General features: G+C 71.5%; 16 protein-coding genes. 10 read left to right on the forward strand and 6 right to left on the reverse strand.

Going from position 1 to position 15,518, the window contains the following annotated elements:
* Positions 1-2: 2 nt before the first annotated feature.
* The 3 genes from ACWDEW_RS33085 to ACWDEW_RS33095 are packed head-to-tail and all read left to right on the forward strand — an operon-like array spanning position 3 to position 2,580.
* The gene (locus ACWDEW_RS33085) at positions 3-1,616 is read left to right on the forward strand and encodes a sensor histidine kinase (RefSeq protein ID WP_450517663.1); all 1,614 of its coding nucleotides are present in this window, start codon (positions 3-5) and stop codon (positions 1,614-1,616) included.
* Positions 1,613-2,062 carry a response regulator gene (locus tag ACWDEW_RS33090; protein WP_450517665.1) on the forward strand — a complete coding sequence of 150 codons (450 nt, stop codon included), beginning with the start codon at positions 1,613-1,615 and terminating at the stop codon, positions 2,060-2,062. Before ACWDEW_RS33085 ends, ACWDEW_RS33090 begins: the two co-directional genes overlap by 4 nt.
* Before the next feature lie 50 nt (positions 2,063-2,112).
* On the forward strand, positions 2,113-2,580 hold the full coding sequence (locus tag ACWDEW_RS33095) for a MarR family winged helix-turn-helix transcriptional regulator (protein WP_450517667.1): 468 nt from the start codon (positions 2,113-2,115) through the stop codon (positions 2,578-2,580).
* Here the strand turns inward: ACWDEW_RS33095 and ACWDEW_RS33100 are convergent, their stop codons facing one another.
* Both ACWDEW_RS33100 and ACWDEW_RS33105 read right to left on the reverse strand, forming a co-directional pair.
* Complete coding sequence (locus ACWDEW_RS33100; protein WP_450517669.1) at positions 2,581-3,774, reverse strand: PP2C family protein-serine/threonine phosphatase; 1,194 nt, start codon at positions 3,772-3,774, stop codon at positions 2,581-2,583.
* A 55-nt stretch (positions 3,775-3,829) separates the two neighbouring features.
* Entirely contained in the window at positions 3,830-4,981 is a 1,152-nt protein-coding gene (locus ACWDEW_RS33105; protein WP_450517795.1) for a PP2C family protein-serine/threonine phosphatase, read from the reverse strand.
* 96 nt (positions 4,982-5,077) lie between these two features.
* On the opposite strand from ACWDEW_RS33105, the gene ACWDEW_RS33110 reads away from it, so the two are divergent.
* Positions 5,078-5,563, forward strand: a complete 486-nt coding sequence (locus ACWDEW_RS33110) for a MarR family transcriptional regulator (RefSeq protein ID WP_450517671.1) — start codon at positions 5,078-5,080, stop codon at positions 5,561-5,563.
* Between the two features lie 222 nt (positions 5,564-5,785).
* Positions 5,786-6,529: a class I SAM-dependent DNA methyltransferase gene (locus ACWDEW_RS33115; protein ID WP_450517673.1), complete on the forward strand. Its 744-nt coding sequence runs from the start codon at positions 5,786-5,788 to the stop codon at positions 6,527-6,529.
* A 9-nt stretch (positions 6,530-6,538) separates the two neighbouring features.
* On the opposite strand, the gene ACWDEW_RS33120 is transcribed toward ACWDEW_RS33115, so the two are convergent.
* Positions 6,539-7,036 (reverse strand): ATP-binding protein, encoded by a 498-nt coding sequence (locus ACWDEW_RS33120; RefSeq protein ID WP_450517675.1) that lies wholly within the window; start codon positions 7,034-7,036, stop codon positions 6,539-6,541.
* A gap of 170 nt (positions 7,037-7,206) precedes the next feature.
* Here ACWDEW_RS33120 and ACWDEW_RS33125 point away from each other — a divergent pair, with 170 nt between their 5' ends.
* The 3 genes from ACWDEW_RS33125 to ACWDEW_RS33135 all read left to right on the forward strand — a co-directional run bounded on the left by ACWDEW_RS33125 (position 7,207) and on the right by ACWDEW_RS33135 (position 9,726).
* Positions 7,207-7,569, forward strand: coding sequence for an STAS domain-containing protein (locus ACWDEW_RS33125; protein ID WP_450517676.1), 363 nt, complete (start codon positions 7,207-7,209; stop codon positions 7,567-7,569).
* 86 nt (positions 7,570-7,655) lie between these two features.
* Positions 7,656-8,429, forward strand: a complete 774-nt coding sequence (locus ACWDEW_RS33130) for a maleylpyruvate isomerase family mycothiol-dependent enzyme (RefSeq protein WP_450517678.1) — start codon at positions 7,656-7,658, stop codon at positions 8,427-8,429.
* Positions 8,430-8,493: 64 nt separating this feature from the next.
* On the forward strand, positions 8,494-9,726 hold the full coding sequence (locus tag ACWDEW_RS33135; RefSeq protein ID WP_450517680.1) for a 4-hydroxybenzoate 3-monooxygenase: 1,233 nt from the start codon (positions 8,494-8,496) through the stop codon (positions 9,724-9,726).
* Between the two features lie 2 nt (positions 9,727-9,728).
* On the opposite strand, the gene ACWDEW_RS33140 is transcribed toward ACWDEW_RS33135, so the two are convergent.
* Positions 9,729-10,487: an alpha/beta hydrolase gene (locus ACWDEW_RS33140; RefSeq protein WP_450517682.1), complete on the reverse strand. Its 759-nt coding sequence runs from the start codon at positions 10,485-10,487 to the stop codon at positions 9,729-9,731.
* 457 nt (positions 10,488-10,944) lie between these two features.
* Here ACWDEW_RS33140 and ACWDEW_RS33145 point away from each other — a divergent pair, with 457 nt between their 5' ends.
* Both ACWDEW_RS33145 and ACWDEW_RS33150 read left to right on the forward strand, forming a co-directional pair.
* Positions 10,945-12,045 carry an LLM class flavin-dependent oxidoreductase gene (locus ACWDEW_RS33145; RefSeq protein WP_450517684.1) on the forward strand — a complete coding sequence of 367 codons (1,101 nt, stop codon included), beginning with the start codon at positions 10,945-10,947 and terminating at the stop codon, positions 12,043-12,045.
* Positions 12,042-13,442, forward strand: coding sequence for an NtaA/DmoA family FMN-dependent monooxygenase (locus ACWDEW_RS33150; protein ID WP_450517686.1), 1,401 nt, complete (start codon positions 12,042-12,044; stop codon positions 13,440-13,442). Before ACWDEW_RS33145 ends, ACWDEW_RS33150 begins: the two co-directional genes overlap by 4 nt.
* A 132-nt stretch (positions 13,443-13,574) precedes the next feature.
* Here ACWDEW_RS33150 and ACWDEW_RS33155 read toward each other — a convergent pair whose 3' ends face one another.
* A complete protein-coding gene (locus ACWDEW_RS33155) occupies positions 13,575-14,552 on the reverse strand; it encodes an ArsR/SmtB family transcription factor (RefSeq protein ID WP_450517688.1) in 978 nt (325 codons plus the stop codon).
* A gap of 119 nt (positions 14,553-14,671) precedes the next feature.
* Positions 14,672-15,496 carry a DUF1684 domain-containing protein gene (locus tag ACWDEW_RS33160; RefSeq protein WP_450517690.1) on the reverse strand — a complete coding sequence of 275 codons (825 nt, stop codon included), beginning with the start codon at positions 15,494-15,496 and terminating at the stop codon, positions 14,672-14,674.
* Between the last annotated feature and the right edge of the window lie 22 nt (positions 15,497-15,518).

A 15,518-nucleotide genomic window follows, 5' to 3' on the forward strand; every position in this document is an offset into this window, starting at 1 on the left:
ACATGGCGGGTGGAACGGGGATCGGGCGCCGACTGACGGTGCAGGGATGGTTCTTCCTTGCGCTGTCGCTCATGGTGCTGCTGGTGGTGATCGGCACCGCGATCGGCGCGAACCTGCTCAACCGGACGGCCGACGTCACCGACGACCTGCTCCGGCGCGTACAGCCCGCCCAGACCGAGGCGTACCGGCTCCAGGCCGCCCTGGTCAACCAGGAGACCGGCATCCGCGGCTACGCGATCGCCGCCGACAAGCAGTTCCTCGCCCCGTACACCACCGGCAAGCAGGACGAGGCCCGCTCTGCGGCGCGGCTGCGCGAACAGCTTCGCGACCGGCCCGGGCTGCTCGCCGATCTGCGGGCGGTGGAGCGTGGGGCGGCCGACTGGCGGCGCACCTACGCCGAACCCCTGGCCGCCGCCGTCACCCCCGGCCGCCCGCACACCGTCGACCAGACCACCGTCGACAGCGGCAAGCACGACTTCGACCGGCTGCGCGCCCTCTGGGCGACCCAGAACGCCGACCTCGCGCAGGCCGTCAAGGAGGGCCGCGCCCACCTCGCCCACCAGCGGACGGTGCGCGACACCGTGCTGAGCGGCATGATCGCCGCCTTCCTGCTCACCGGCGTCGCCCTCGCCGTCCTCGTACGGCTGCTGGTGACCCGGCCCCTGGAGGCGCTGAACAGGGCGTCGGAACGGGTCGCGGCGGGTGATTTCGCGCACCGCATCACCGGGGACGGGCCCGCCGACCTCACCGCGGTGGCAGGAGCCGTCGAGGGCATGCGCAGACGGATCGTCGCCGAACTCGACGCCTCCCGCGAGAAGGAGGAGGCACTCGGCCGCCAGGCCGAGGAGTTGGACGCCCAGGCCGTCGAACTGCGCCGGTCCAACGCCGAGTTGGAGCAGTTCGCCTATGTCGCCTCGCACGATCTGCAGGAGCCGCTGCGCAAGGTCGCCTCGTTCTGCCAGTTGCTGGAGAAACGGTACGGGGACAAGCTGGACGAACGCGGGCTGCAGTACATCGACTTCGCCGTCGACGGCGCCAAACGCATGCAGGTCCTCATCAACGACCTGCTCACCTTCTCCCGTGTCGGGCGCCTCGACGACACCCGGGAGAAGGTCGGTCTCGGCGCGGCGCTGGACAAGGCGCTGCGGAACCTGGAGGCGGCCGTCGAGGAGTCGGAGGCCCGGGTCGACCGGCCCGAGACCCTGCCCGAGACCGTCGGCGACCCGACACTGCTCACCATGCTCTGGCAGAACCTCGTGGGCAACGCCCTGAAGTTCCGCCACCCGGACCGCGCCCCGCAGGTGTCCGTCACCTGCGCACCCGATCCCGAGACCCCCGGAATGTGGCGCCTGTCCGTCACGGACAACGGCATCGGCATCCCCGAGGAGTTCACCGACAAGGTCTTCGTGATCTTCCAGCGGCTGCACAGCCGCGACGCCTACGGCGGCACCGGCATCGGACTCGCCCTGTGCAAGAAGATCGTCGAACACCACGGCGGCCGGATCTGGATCGACACCACGGCCGGCGAGGGCACCCGCTTCTGCTTCACACTCCCGTTCGCCGAGGAAGCCACCTCCACGGACACCGCCACCGACGACGAGAAGGCCCTGACATGACCCTCCCCGACGCGACCCCGATCGACGTCCTCCTCGTCGAGGACGATCCGGGCGACGAACTGATGACCCGGGAAGCCTTCGAGGACAACAAGATCGGCAACACTCTCCACGTCGTCCGGGACGGCGAGGAGGCCCTCGACTTCCTCTACCGGCGCGGTGCGCACACCGGCGCCCCACAGCCCGACCTCATCCTGCTCGACCTCAATCTGCCGAAGTACGACGGCCGTCAGGTCCTGGAGAAGATCAAGTCCGACCCGGAACTGGCGCACATCCCCGTCGTCGTCCTGACCACCTCCTCGGCCGAGGAGGACATCATCCGCAGCTACAAACTGCACGCCAACGCCTATGTCACCAAGCCGGTCGACCTGGACCAGTTCATCGCCGCGGTCCGGCAGATCGACGACTTCTTCGTGCAGGTGGTTCGCCTGCCCCACCGCCCCGGCTGAGACGCCGGTATGCGCGTCACCACACCCGACTTCCCTGAGGTGTCGAACTCGTGGCAACGCACCAGGAGGCGGACGGCACGGACCCCTTCGCGGGCCGGGTCGCCGATGCCGTGGACGGCTTGACCGAGCTGTGGACCACGGCGGCAGGAGAGGCGTCGGTACGTCTCTCGCCGTATCAACTGCGCGCCCTGCAGGCCCTGGAGGACACACCGGGCGCGAATCTGACCATGCTGGCGGACCGGCTCGACGCCGGCCTGCCCACGGTGAGTCGGCTCTGCGACCGGCTTGAGGCGGCCGGGCTGCTGTTCAGGGACACGGCACCCCACAACCGCCGCGAAATACGGCTCAGTCTCACCGCGCACGGAGGGGACGTCCTCGCGGAGGTCGCCGCACTCAGGTCCCGGGCGCTGGCAGAGGTCGTACACGCCATGGAACCGGACGACCGCGAGGGGCTGGAGCGCGGCCTGCGGGCGTTCGCCGCCGTGCGACGGCATCGGCCGCCCGGCGACGGCGGATGATCACGGTGCCACGGGCTCGCGTCCGCGCCAGTCGAGGCAGACCACGGCCGCGTCGGCGGGCAGGTCCGTGCCGCCGAAGTGGTCGGCCAGGCTCGCCACCACCGAGCGCGCCACCTCCTGCGGAGCCTGCGTCGGCGCCGTGTCGAGGGCCCGGCGCAGCGCCGCCTCGCCGAACAGGGCGCCGTCCGGCGAGCGGGTCCCGTGGACGCCGGTGCTCAGCACCACGAGGCGGTCTCCGGGCCGTACCGAGAAGATCTGCTCCTCGTAGGCGGTCTCCTCGAACATGCCGAGCGGGAGCTGGGCCTCCAGCTCGATCTGCCGCACGGTGTCGCCGCGCCGGCGGTACAGGCGGGGCGAGCCGGCGTCGACCGCCTGGACCGTGCCGGTCGCGAGGTCGAAGCGGAGCAGCAGGGTGGAGGCGTAGACCTTGCCTCCGAACTGGGCGTAGACCGCCTGGTCGGCGAGCCGGGCCTGGTCGGCGAGGCAGAGGCCGGCGCGGCGGGCGTTGCGCAGGGCGCCGACCGTGACGCCGGTCAGCAGGGAGGCGTCGATGCCGCGGCCCATGCCGTCGGTGACCGTCATGGTGAGGTGACCGCGGTCGGTGCTCCAGTCGAAGTTGTCGCCGCCGATGGTGTACGCGGGTTCCAGATGGGCGCCGATCACGAACTCCGGGCCTTCGCAGCCCCGCCCCGGCAGGAGCTGCCACTGCATCTCGGCGGCCAGGGTGAGGCGCCGGGTGCGGCGGGCCAGGAGATAGAGGTCGGTGTCGCGTTCCGCCGCGGCGATCTCGTGGCCCAGGGCGGTGGCGAACTCGGCGAGTGCGCGCACCCCGGCCGGATCGGCACCGGCGGCGGGGAGACGGGCGGAGAGGACGCCGAGGCGGTCGCCGCGCACGGAGACGGGCACATGCACGGCGGCGGTCCCGCCCGCGGGCGGTTCGACCACCGGCGTCTGCTCGGTGAACGCCCGCCCGGCCGGGCCGTCGTACGCGGACAGCGGTTCGTCGGCGCCCGGGAGCGGGTCGACCGGGTGCAGCACCCGCAGGCCGTAGTCGGCGAAGAGAAGGGCGACCTCGCGGGCCGCGGCGCGGTCACCGAGCAGCCGGCGGGCCGTCTCCACCAGCGCGTTGGGCGGAGCCGACCGCAGCTCGCTCTCGACGGAGGGGAGCGGCTCAGAGGTGCTCACGGGTTTCACCCTTCCGGCTCAGAGTCTTCACACTAACGCCATGCCGGTGGGCGCGGGACACACCTCACCGGCCCCGCCAGTCCAGGCACACCACCAGGGCGTCGTCGTCGGGGGTCGGCGTGCCGCGGTGGCCGGTCAGTTCGCGCAGCACGGCCCTGGGCACGGCGGCGGCGGGCAGCAGCCTCGTGCGCTGGATCGCCCGCGCCAGCGCGGCGTCCCCGTACGCCTCACCCTGGGGCGAGGCGACGGCGTAGACCCCGTCGCTGACGAAGAGGATCCGGTCCCCGGGCTCGATCCCGAAGTCCTGCTCGACGTAGTCGGTCTCCTCGAACATGCCCAGCGGCAACTGCGCGTCGAAGGCGATCCGTTCCACCACCCCGTCGCGCAGCCGCAGCGTCTGCGGCGACCCGGCGTCCACCACCCGGGCGTGCCCGGTGGTGAGTTCGAAGTCGAACATCAGCACCGACATATGGCTGCGGCCCCGGTAGTGGGCGTACACGGCCTGGTCCGCGAGAGCCGCCTGGTCGGCGAGGGGGATGCCCGCCCGGCGCGCGTTGCGCAGGGCGTTGACCGTCAGGTTCGTCAGCAGCGAGGCCTCTATCCCCTCGCCCATGCCGTTCGAGACGTAGAGCGTGAGGCGGTCGGCCGTGGCGGACCAGTCGAAGTTGTCGCCGTGGATCGCGTAGGCGGGCTCCAGTTGCGCGCCGAGCTCGAACTCGGGGCGGGAGCAGGACCGGCCGGGCAGCAACTGCCACTGCATCTCCGCCGCCAGCGTGAGCCGGTCCTTGCGCCTGGCCCGCAGATACAGGTCCGTGTCGCGCTCGGCCACCAGCACCTCGTGTCCCAAGACCTCGGCCAGGTCGGCGAGTTCGGGCAGACACTCGCGTACGTGGTCGCCGCCCGGGAGCGTCACCGAGAGCACGCCGAGGCGGTCCCCGCGCACACTGACCGGAAGGTGGACACACACACTGCCGTCCCCGAAGTTCCCCTCCACGAAAGGCTCTTGGGCTCCGAAGGCACGGCCGGCGGGGGTGTTGTGCACGGAGACCGGCGGCAGGGTGTGCGGCAGGTCGGTGACGCGCTGCAGTACGGTCAGGCTGTAGTCGGCCACGAGCAGGTCCACGGAATCCGCCGCGTACCGCCGGACCAGTTCCCGGCCGACCACGTCGGGGAGCTCGTGGGGAGCCGCCGTACGCAGCGCCCGCTCGACAGCCATGAATCTGTTCACGATCGCAGATATACCAATCTCTCCCTCGGACAACGCGTCGTGCGTGCCTAGTACGCTGGAGTTCGTCCCTGTGCCTGCGAGAGTGTGACCGTGACGTCCATCCACCCCCGCCCCGAGCCCGCCGAGGTCGCACGCGTCACCTCGACGGCCGCGGAACTGCTGGAAGTCCTGTGGGGGCGCGCCTCGACCGCGCCCGCGTCCGCCTCGCAGCTACGAGTCCTGTTCATCCTGGAACACCACGAGGGCATCAACCTGCGCACCCTCGCCGACCACCTCGCCTCGACACCGCCGTCGACCAGCCGTCTCTGCGACCGGTTGCAGGCCGCCGGGCTCGTCGACCGCGAGGTGAGCCCCACGGACCGGCGCGAGGTACGCCTGTACCTCAGCGGTCCGGGGCGGGCCTTCCTGTCGGACCTGCGGGCCCGCCGGGAGGAGGCGTTGGGCGCGGTACTGGCACAGATGCCGGCCGCCGGGCGCAACGCGCTGCTCACCGGTCTGGAGGCGTTCTGCGCGGTGGCGTCGGCGCAGATCCACGACCACGACCAGTCCGCCGACAGCCGCACCGCGTGACCGGGCCGCCGGTTTCTTGATCTCCTCGGTCATGGTTCACCTCAGGTCGTCGGGCGGAGCGTACGGTTCCTTGCCTGCTCACTGGTGCCCCCGTCGGACGGAACCAGACACCTCGTCCCTGAGGGATACGTCACGCTGAGCGACGGCGACGCGATCAGCCGGGTGCGAGGGCGAGGCGGAATTCGTTGGACAACTCGGCGACCGCGAGCCAGCGTTGACGGAATGCAGCAGGAGAAGATCTGGGACGCCGACACGGCACAGCGCTACGACACCCCCGGCACGGGCATGTTCGCGCCCGAGACGCTTGGGCCGACCGTGGAGCGACTCGCGCAGCTCGCGGGGGACGGCGCGGCGCTGGAGTTCGCCGTCGGGACCGGCCGGGTCGCCGTGCCGCTCGCCGAGCGCGGAGTCCCCGTCACGGGCATCGAGCTGTCACGGCCGATGGTGGAGCGGCTGCGGACCAAGGCGGACGAGGCGACGATCCCCGTGACCGTCGGCGACATGACGACGACGGTCGTCCCCGGGACGTACAGCCTGGTCTACCTCGTCTACAACACCATCTCGAACCTGCTCACCCAGGCCGCACAGGTCGAGTGCTTCCGCAACGCCGCCCGCCACCTCGCACCGGGCGGCCGGTTCGTGATCGAGCTCTGGGTACCCGAGTTGCGCAAGCTGCCGCCGGGCCAGCACGCCACGGTCTGGCGGACCGACCCCGACTACATCGCCCTGGACACCTACGACGTCCTCAACCAGCGGGCCGTGTCGCACCACTTCCGGATCGACGAGGCCGGGCAGGCGCGGCTCGCACTCAGCCCGCACCGCTACATCTGGCCGGCCGAGCTCGATCTCATGGCGCAGTTGGCGGGCTTCGAACTGGAGACGAGGCACGCGGACTGGGACGGGTCCGAGTTCACCGCCGAGTCGCCTTCTCATGTCTCCGTCTACCGGGTCCCGGCCACGCCGTGACCCCCCGGCTCATGTGCGGCGCGGGCCGCCGCGGGTGACATCGCTGTCGGGACCCTCGGACAGCGCGATGCGCGCGGTGATGCGCTTGCCCACCGGTTCGCGCTGTGCCTCGAAGCCGCGCGAGACGGCCCGTACGATCTCCAGACCGTGCTGGCCCACCCGTTGGGCGTCCGCGCCACGGGCGACCGGCAGCACCGGGTCGGAGTCCCACACCTCCACCTCGACCAGGGCGCCGACGATCCGCAGATCCATCAGCACCGGGCCGGGCGCGTACTTGCGGGCGTTGGTGACCAACTCGCTGACCACCAACTGCGTGATGTCCATGGCACGGGCCGACACCGGGAGCCCGTACTCGGTCCGTGCCCGGACGAGGAACATCGCGGCCAGCTGCCGCGCCTCGGCGATGCAGGAGCCGTCCCCGTCCAGTGCCACGGTGGACCGTATGGGCAGGGCCCGGGCCCTGGCCTGCGGCGCTGTGTCGTCGTCCTCCGAAGAGTCTGGTTCCATCCGGATCGTCTCACCGCCTTCTGCGTGCCCCGCGCATACCCCGTGAGGCACCACCCACTCCGTCAATTTCCGTCGGCCCCACCGGACGCGGGCATCAACCGTACGATGCGGGGCAGCACTTCGGATGAAATCCTGCTCCGTAGCGTTCACCGACTCATGTATGAGGACAGATGGCCGACACCGAACAGCCGGGCCAGCCAGGGCAGTTGACGGTCAGAGCCGACGTCGTCGACGGCACCGTCGTCGTGGCGCTGGCCGGAGAGATCGACCACCAGACGGCCGGTTCGCTGAGGGAGGCGCTGGACCTTCCGGACGGGGGCGCACCGCACGTCGTCCTCGACCTGCGCCAGGTCACCTTCATGGACTCCAGCGGTATCAACATCCTCCTCGCCGTCCACCAGACGCTCGCCCAGGCGGACGGCTGGCTGCGACTGGCCGGGACCGCCCCGCCCGTGCAGCGCGTCATCGAACTCGTCGGCATCGACACGGTCATCGACTGCTATCCGACGGTCCAACAGGCCCTCGCGCCCTGACCGTTGTGGCGGCACTGTTCGCTTTCCGCAGGTCGGGACGGATAAATCGTTGGCCGGTCGACGGAGCACGGTGATAGACATCCCGAGTGACGAAGACTCTCGAATTCGCGGACCTGCTGCGGTTGATCGACGAACGGTCGACGGCATTCCGGGCCGCGGTCGCAGCCGCGCCCAGCCTGGACGCGCAGGTGCCGACCTGCCCCGCGTGGACCCTGCTCGACCTGGTGCACCACCTGGGCACCGTGCACCGCCGCTGGGCCGCCGTCGTCGCCGCCGGGCCCGCCGACAGCCGAGCGACCCCCGCGGACTCCGAAATACCTGAGGAGCGAGCGGCCCTGCTCGCCTGGTCGGCCGAGTCCACGCAGCAACTGCTGGGCGCACTGCGAGAGTTCGGCCCCGATCGCGGCTGCTGGACATGGTGGCCCGACTCGCAGTCTCCGCAGACCTCCGGCGCCGTCGCCCGGCACCAGGTCCAGGAGGCCCTGGTGCACACCTACGACGCCCAGCTCACCGTCGGCGACCCGCTGCCGCTTCCCGAGGAAGCGGCGGTGGACGGTGTCGAGGAATTCGTGTTCACCTGCAACGCCACGACGAGCGCCTGGCCGCACGACCCCGCCACCGTCGACTACCACGCCACCGAGGGCCGGTCCTGGCGCCTCGCGCTCTCCGCCGCCGGCGCGACGGCCACGCCCATTCCCGCGTCCGCGCCGATTCCCGCCGACACCGCCTACGCCTCCGCCCGGGCCACGGCCGGAGAACTGGTCCTCTTCATGTACGGCCGTACCTACGTCGAACCCCTGAAGATCGACGGCGAGCAACGACTCTTCGACCAGCTCATCGCCTGGGACCCGTCGGCGTAGGGGAACACCGGCTACGCCCCGATGGCCGGACCCGCTCGGCTAGGGTGACCCCGGAGGTGGTCAAGTGGCCGACAGAACACGGGAGTTGAGCCAGGCGCCGGAGTCCACGACCGTGGTGGTGATCGGCGCCGGCCCGGCCGGTACGACCGTCGCGAACCTGTTGCAGCGCAGCGGCGTCGACTGCGTCGTCCTGGAACGCCGGACCCGGGAGCACGTGGCACAGCGCCAGCGGGCCGGCATCGTCGAGACCCGCGCGGTCCGCATGTTCGACTCCTGGGGGCTGGCCGACCGGGTCCTGGGCGGTGTCCCGCACGAAGGCATCCTGGAGCTCCGGGTCGACGGCGAACCCCATCTCGTCTCGGACTACGACGGCTCCGAAGGCCCGACCGCCCGCCTCTGCCCCCAGCAGATGCTGGTCCAGAAACTCACCGCCGAGTACCTCGCGAACGGCGGCGACCTGCGCTTCGAAGCCGCCGACGTCTCCCTGCACGACCTGACCGGCGACCGCCCCACCGTCCGCTACCGCACCGCGGACGGCGACCTCCGCACCCTCACCTGCGAGTTCGTCGCGGGCTGCGACGGCGACCACGGCATCAGCCGCACCTCCGTCCCCGACGGGGCCCTCACGCCGTACGCCTTCGACCACGGGATCGGCTGGCTGACGGTCCTCGCCGACGCCCCGCCCCCGGCCCACCCACTCCTGGCCGTCAGCCCGCAGGGCTTCGCCGCGCACTTCCCGCGCGGCCCGTACACCAGCCGCTACTACCTCCAGTGCCCGCCCGACGACCACCCCGACGCCTGGACCGACGACCGGGTCTGGGACGCCCTGCGCGCCCGGCTCGGCGACCCGGCCCTCGTCTCCGGTCCGATCACCGACCGCGAGATCTTCCGCCTCCGCAGCCTGGTCCACGACCCGATGCAGTACGGCCGCCTCTTCCTGGTCGGCGACGCGGCGCACATCGTCTCGCCGATGGGCGGCAAGGGCATGAACCTCGCGCTCTACGACGCCGATCTCTTCGTCAGAGCCGTACGGGACTCCGTCCACGACCACGACGACACGGCCCTGCGCACCTACTCGGAGCGCTGTCTGCGCCGAGTCTGGAACGACCAGGAGTTCTCCCACTGGATGACCGGCATGCTCCACGACGCCGGCGACACCGCCAACTCCGGCCCGTTCCGCCGCGGCCTGGCCCGCGCCCGGCTCGACCGGCTCTTCACGGCCCCCGGCGCGGCCCGCGCCTTCTCCGAACTCATGACAGGGCTGGAATTCGGAGAGAGCGCGGGGCCGCCACGCTGAGATCAGCGCCGGCGCAGCTGCCGTACGAAGAACCGCACCGCGCTGTCGGCCTCGAACCTGGGCAGCTCCTTGTGGGCGCCCGAGTTGACGTGCAGTGACTTCTCCCGCGAGGCGAAGGCGTCGAACAGCGCGAGACCGGACCGGCGCGGGATGTGCTCGTCGTCCCACTGGAGCGCGAACTCGATCGGAACGGTGATGCGCCGAGCAGCCTCGGCGAGGGCGTCGTCGTACCAGAAGAGGCCGAACACCGCGGCGGTGATGCGGGGTTCGGCCGCCGTCAGCGGGATGCCGATGGCGGTCCCCATGTTCAGGCCGTAGTAGCCGACGGGGCCTTCGGTGCCGATCTCCGGCAGCTCCTGGAGGGCGTCCAGGGTGGCCAGCCACTCCGGTACGGCACGCTCGGCGAGGTGGCCGTTGTAGCGGACGACGATCTCGCCGGCCGGTTCGCCGGCCGCCATCGCCTTCTGCATCGTGGCGATCTCCCGCTCGTCGTGTGCCGTGCGGGGGCGGCCGCCGTGGCCGGGTGCGTCGATGACGGCGACGTGGAAACCGCCGTCGGCCACGAGGAGTTGGGCGCGGCCCGTCATGGCGGGGGACTTCCGGTGGTTGCCGCCTCCGTGCCCCATCAGGATCAAGGGCGCGCGGTCGGCACCGGATTCCGGTGACCAGAGGGCTCCGGTGATCTCGCCCATGGTGAAGTCGTGCTGGATGACGCCGTTCGACGTGGTCTCGGCGGTGAAGTGGAAGTGCGTTGAATTCATGGGGTGTTGCCTTTCGGGATCGCCTTGTCGTGCGGCGCTCCCGGCGACCTCTAGATCGCTGGCCCAACCGTGAAGAAGAGGGGGAGCACCCACCTGCGTACAGCGTTCATGGGTCTCACCTCCTCGCGTGTTGTCACGGCCTACGGCAAGTTAGCAGCCCCCTCGTCCGCGCGGCCAACGCATTTTGTCGAGCTGCTGCCGTATGCGCGTACATCTAATGTTCTTGACATCTTCCGGGACCGGCGACGAAGGTTGAGGCGATCGCTCCCGGACGGGTGGAGGCCCCATGTGCGCACGTGACGCCGCGCCTCGCGGTGCCGTCCCGGGCGCGCGGCTGATCATTCGCCGGCATGTGGACTACTGCCGTACCGCCTCCGCCGTGTGTCCTTCCGTACGCCTCTGATCCACGTCGGCCCCGCGGGCCGTCCGTCTCGACGCGTTCTCGGAAGGAACCCCCATGGCCGGCTCCGCTCTGCGGCTCGCCCTCGAAATCGACGGCGACGGCGCCCATCCCGTGGCCTGGCGCCGCGCCGCCCACTCGCCCGACCACCTGCTGAGCCCGCGCCGGGTGGCCCGTGTCGCCGCCGACGCGGAGAACGCCGGGTTCACCCTGCTCACCCTGGAGGACGGCGCGCTCCCGCCCGGCACCGGCCCTGACGTGGTCGGCCGGATCGGCGCGGTGGAGCGGGCCGCGTTCATCGCCGCGTCGACGAGTGTCGTCGGCATCGCGCCGGTCGTGCCGCTCACCTACGCCGAACCGTTCCATGTCTCCAGCCAGTTGGCGTCCCTGGACCACATCTCGGTCGGGCGTGCCGCGTGGGTGGTGAGTGAGGAGACGCGTGCCGAGGCCGCCTCCGTGTGGGGGCGCCCGCTGGTCGACGGGGCCGCGGCCCGCGCCCGCGAGTCCCGTGACGGCGTGGAGGTCGTCCGCGCGCTGTGGGACTCCTGGGAGGACGACGCGGTCATCCGCTCCGTCGCCACCAGCCGCTACCTCGATCGCGAGCGGCTGCACTACGTCGACTTCACCGGCGACACCTACACGGTGAAGGGCCCGGCGATCGTGCCGCGTCCGCCGCAGGGCCAACTCGTCGTGCTCGGCCACCCCGACCGCGTGCCCGCCGGGCAACTCGACGTCGCCCTGGTCGAGGGCCGCGACCTCGCCGCCGTCGCCTCGGGTGCGGCCACCGCCGGAACTCCGCGTTCCTTCGCCGAGATCGAGGTCGCCCTCGACACCGCGCACGCCACGGCCGAGGAACGCGTCGCCGACCTCGAACACCATGCGCCCTGGCCCGACCGGGGACGGCTGCGCCACATCGGCTCGGCCGCCGGACTCGCCCTGCTGCTGGGGGAGTTGAGGGGAGTGGTGGACGGAGTCCGGCTGCACCCGCTGGTGCTGGACGAGGACCTCCCGGAACTCTCCCGGCTCGTCCTGCCCCATCTCTTCGAACGACGGCACGCCCTACGGCCGCTGCCCGCCGCGACCCTCCGCACCCACCTGGGCCTCGACCGGCCCGCGAACCGGTACGCCGCCGCGGCCGTCCAGGAGGAAGCCCGATGACCCGCACCGACCCCCTCGACGTCCCCCGCCCGGACGCCCGACTCCACCTCGGCGTCTTCTTCCAGGGCGTCAACCACTGGACCATCTGGTCCGACCCGGCCAGCGGTTCCCAGATCGACCCCGCCAACTTCCGGTGCGTCGCGCAGACCGCCGAACGCGGCCTGTTCGACGCGTTCTTCCTGGGGGAGGGGCTGCGGCTGCGCGAGGTCGACGGACAGATCCACGACCTCGACGTCGCCGGACGGCCCGACGCCATCACCCAACTCGCCGCGCTGGCCGCCGTGACCGACCGGATCGGCCTGGTCAGCACCTCCAACACCACCTTCAACGAACCCGCCGACCTGGCCCGCCGCCTCTCCGGCCTCGACCTGCTCTCCGAGGGCCGCGCCGGCTGGAACGTGGTGACCACCGACAACGCCTGGACCGGCGCCAACTTCCGCCGTGGCGGCTACCTCGACCACGCCGACCGCTACCGGCGCGCCGAGGAGTTCCTCACCGTCGCCCGCGCCCTCTGGGACGGCTGGGCGGACACGGCCGTCTCCGACTCGGCCGACGCCCCGGCCTGGGCGGCACCCGGCGCCGTACGCCAAGTCCGCCACCGGGGACCGCAGTTCGACGTCGACCTGGCACCCACCCTGCCGCGCAGCGCCCAGAGACACCCGGTGATCTTCCAGGCCGGGGACTCCGGCGAGGGCCGTGACTTCGCCGCCCGCAACGCCGACGTCATCTTCTCCGCGCACGGCAACGACTTCGACGACGCGCTCACCTTCGCCGACGACCTGCGGAGCCGGCTGCGGGCCGTCGGCCGTCCCGAGGACGACCTGCGCATCCTCCCGGGCACCGAGATCATCATCGGCGCCACGGAGGAGGAGGCCCTGGAGAAGAAGCGCTGGATCCGCCTCCAACAGGTCACCCCGGCAACGGCGTTGGGCATCGCCGGACTTCTGTGGGGCATCGACCTCTCGGGCCGTGACGCCGACGGGCCGCTGCCCAAGGAAGACCCGGTCGTCGCCGAGAACGACGGATCCTTCGGCGCGCGGCGCATCGCCGATCCGCGCCAAGTCGTCGCCGAATGGCGGGAGAAGGCCGACGCGAACCGCTGGTCGCTGCGCGAGACCGTCATCGCGCTCGGCCCCCAGCGTGGCCATGTCGGCACCCCGGAGGGCTTGGCGGACAAGTTCGCCCACTACGTCCGGCACGGCGCCGTCGACGGCTTCAACGTCACGCCGTACCTGATCCCCGACGGTCTGGACGACATCGTCGACCTGCTCGTCCCGGCACTCCAGGAACGCGGCGTCTACCGCACCGAGTACACCGGCACGACCCTGCGCGAACACCTCGGCCTGCGCGAACCGCTCACCCACCGCACCGCCACGGACCGCCGGCTGGCCGGCTGACCCACGGCCGCCGTGGCCACCGTCCCCCTGTGCACGGTGGCCACCGCGTGCCGTCGCTCACACCCTCGCCGCGTGGGAAGCGCGGGGCAATGAATTCGAAATGGTTCTAAACGACCCCTCGGTCGGGATCTGTCACCGGTCCAGCAGGCGCAGACCCAGGGGTGTCGCCGAGTGCCGTACGAACTGGCCGTCCCGGTGACTGGCGACCAGACCTCCGTCGCGCAGTACACCGAGCTGGTAACTGGCGCTGGGCAACGCGATGTTGGCCGCGGAGGCCACCTCGGACGTGGTCCGTGCGCCATGCCTGGCCAGATGCGCCAGGACGACCGTCCGGGTACGGCCGAGCAGTCGCTCCAGCCCGTCTCTGCTCTCCCGGACGATCTCCAGAGGCTGTTTGGCTACCGGGTAGACGAGCACGGGCCCGAGCGTGGGGTCCGCCAGGGCGGTGGGTCTGCGCCAGCAGAAGTAGGACGGGACGAGCAGCAGGCCGCGCCCCTCCAGATGCAGTTCGCGGTCGACGGGATAGTCCACCTCCAGCACCGGGGCGTGCCAACGGGCGTGCGGGCGCAGGCTGTTGAGGAGGGCGGAGGTGCCGCCGTCGAGAAGTGCGCGGGCGCGCAGTTCGACATCGTCGCCGACGGCTGCCTGAACGCGGGGCCAGTACGGTTCGAGCAGGGTCCCGCAGGACACTTCCAGGGCCCGCGTCAACGCCCCCAGGGCCTTGGTGCCCGGCCGGTCGAGTGTGGAGACCCACGACGGCAGCGGACGCGACTCGGCGAGCCGGGACAGCTCACGGCTCAACCGGGCGCGGGAGGTGGCCCGTACCTCGTCGAGACCGCCGGCCAGACCGCCGCCCGTGACGGACGGTGTGAGGAAGTCGGGGATGTAGCCCACCGGAGGAATCAGCGTCCGTAACGGCGACAGGGCCCGCCCGGCCCGCGGGTCCTCGGCCAGCCGGTCGCGCACCGAGCGGCGCCAGTGCCCGAATTCGAGCGCCCCCTGCCGGCTGTCCAACCGGCAGACACCGCACACGAGTTCCCACAGCGCATGAGGCTGGCGGGCGACCCGGATGTTCTGGAAATCCCGCGAAGTGAAGTGAATTCGGAGCATGCGACCTCATTCCCGCGCGTGGTCAGTGCGCGTGATCGGTGGGGGGTCACGGCCGCAAAAAAACCGGCGCGCCACTCATGGGGACGACTGAGAGGCGCGCTTGGTTGTGGGGCCGGGACTCAGATCCCACCCCGCTCACGCGGAATCTTCTGCCCCGCTTCGATGGCCACCGGCAGGCGGTTCTCCGCTGGCGGCAGCGGGCAGGTGGCCAGGTCCGTATAGGCGCAGGGGAGGTTGGCCGCGCGGTTGAAGTCCAGGACAACCGTGCCGTCGGCGGCGGGCGGGGCGAGCGAGAGCGCCCGGTTGGCGGCGTAGGTGGTCACTCCGGAGGTGGCGTCCGTGAAGAGGACCAGCAGCCCGCCCGGCCCGCGTCCGGGGAACGCGGTCAGCGCCAGCGGGTGCCCGTCCAGCTCGAAATCGACCCGGCCCGGCGCGTCGTACACGTGCTCCAGGCCCTCGACCGCCGCGCCCACGGTTGTCGGGCGCGGCGTCTCGAACGCCGTGTACCGTCCCCGCACCACCCAGCGGGGATCCGGCGCGTAGGCGGGGGTCCCGGTGAAGGCGGTGCGCAGTGGCGCGTCCGGGTGCCGGGGCCGCACGATGTCCTGCCCGCCGCGCCTGGCGACCTCGATCACGGCGTCGCCCCAGACCGCGTCGACACCGCCCCGCTCGGGCAGCGCGCCGAAGCGGTGCTCACCTCGCAGGGTCGTTCCGCCCACGACGAGTTCCTCACCGTCGTCGAGGACTACGGCGACTCCTTCGGCGTCGGTCCACCAGGCACCCGGCGCGTCCGGGAACCGCTGCGGCCGGTCGTCGAGCCAGTGCAGTCCGGTGATCGCCAGGAATCCGTGCGGGGCGGCGAGCCGTTCCTCCTGACCGCGGTACCACTCCAGCCATTCCTGGGTGAAGGCCTGCAGATCCGTCCCAGTGAGGTCAACGGTCACGATGACTCCTTCGTCGCACGAG

Source organism: Streptomyces sp. NPDC001100 (assembly GCF_053598575.1).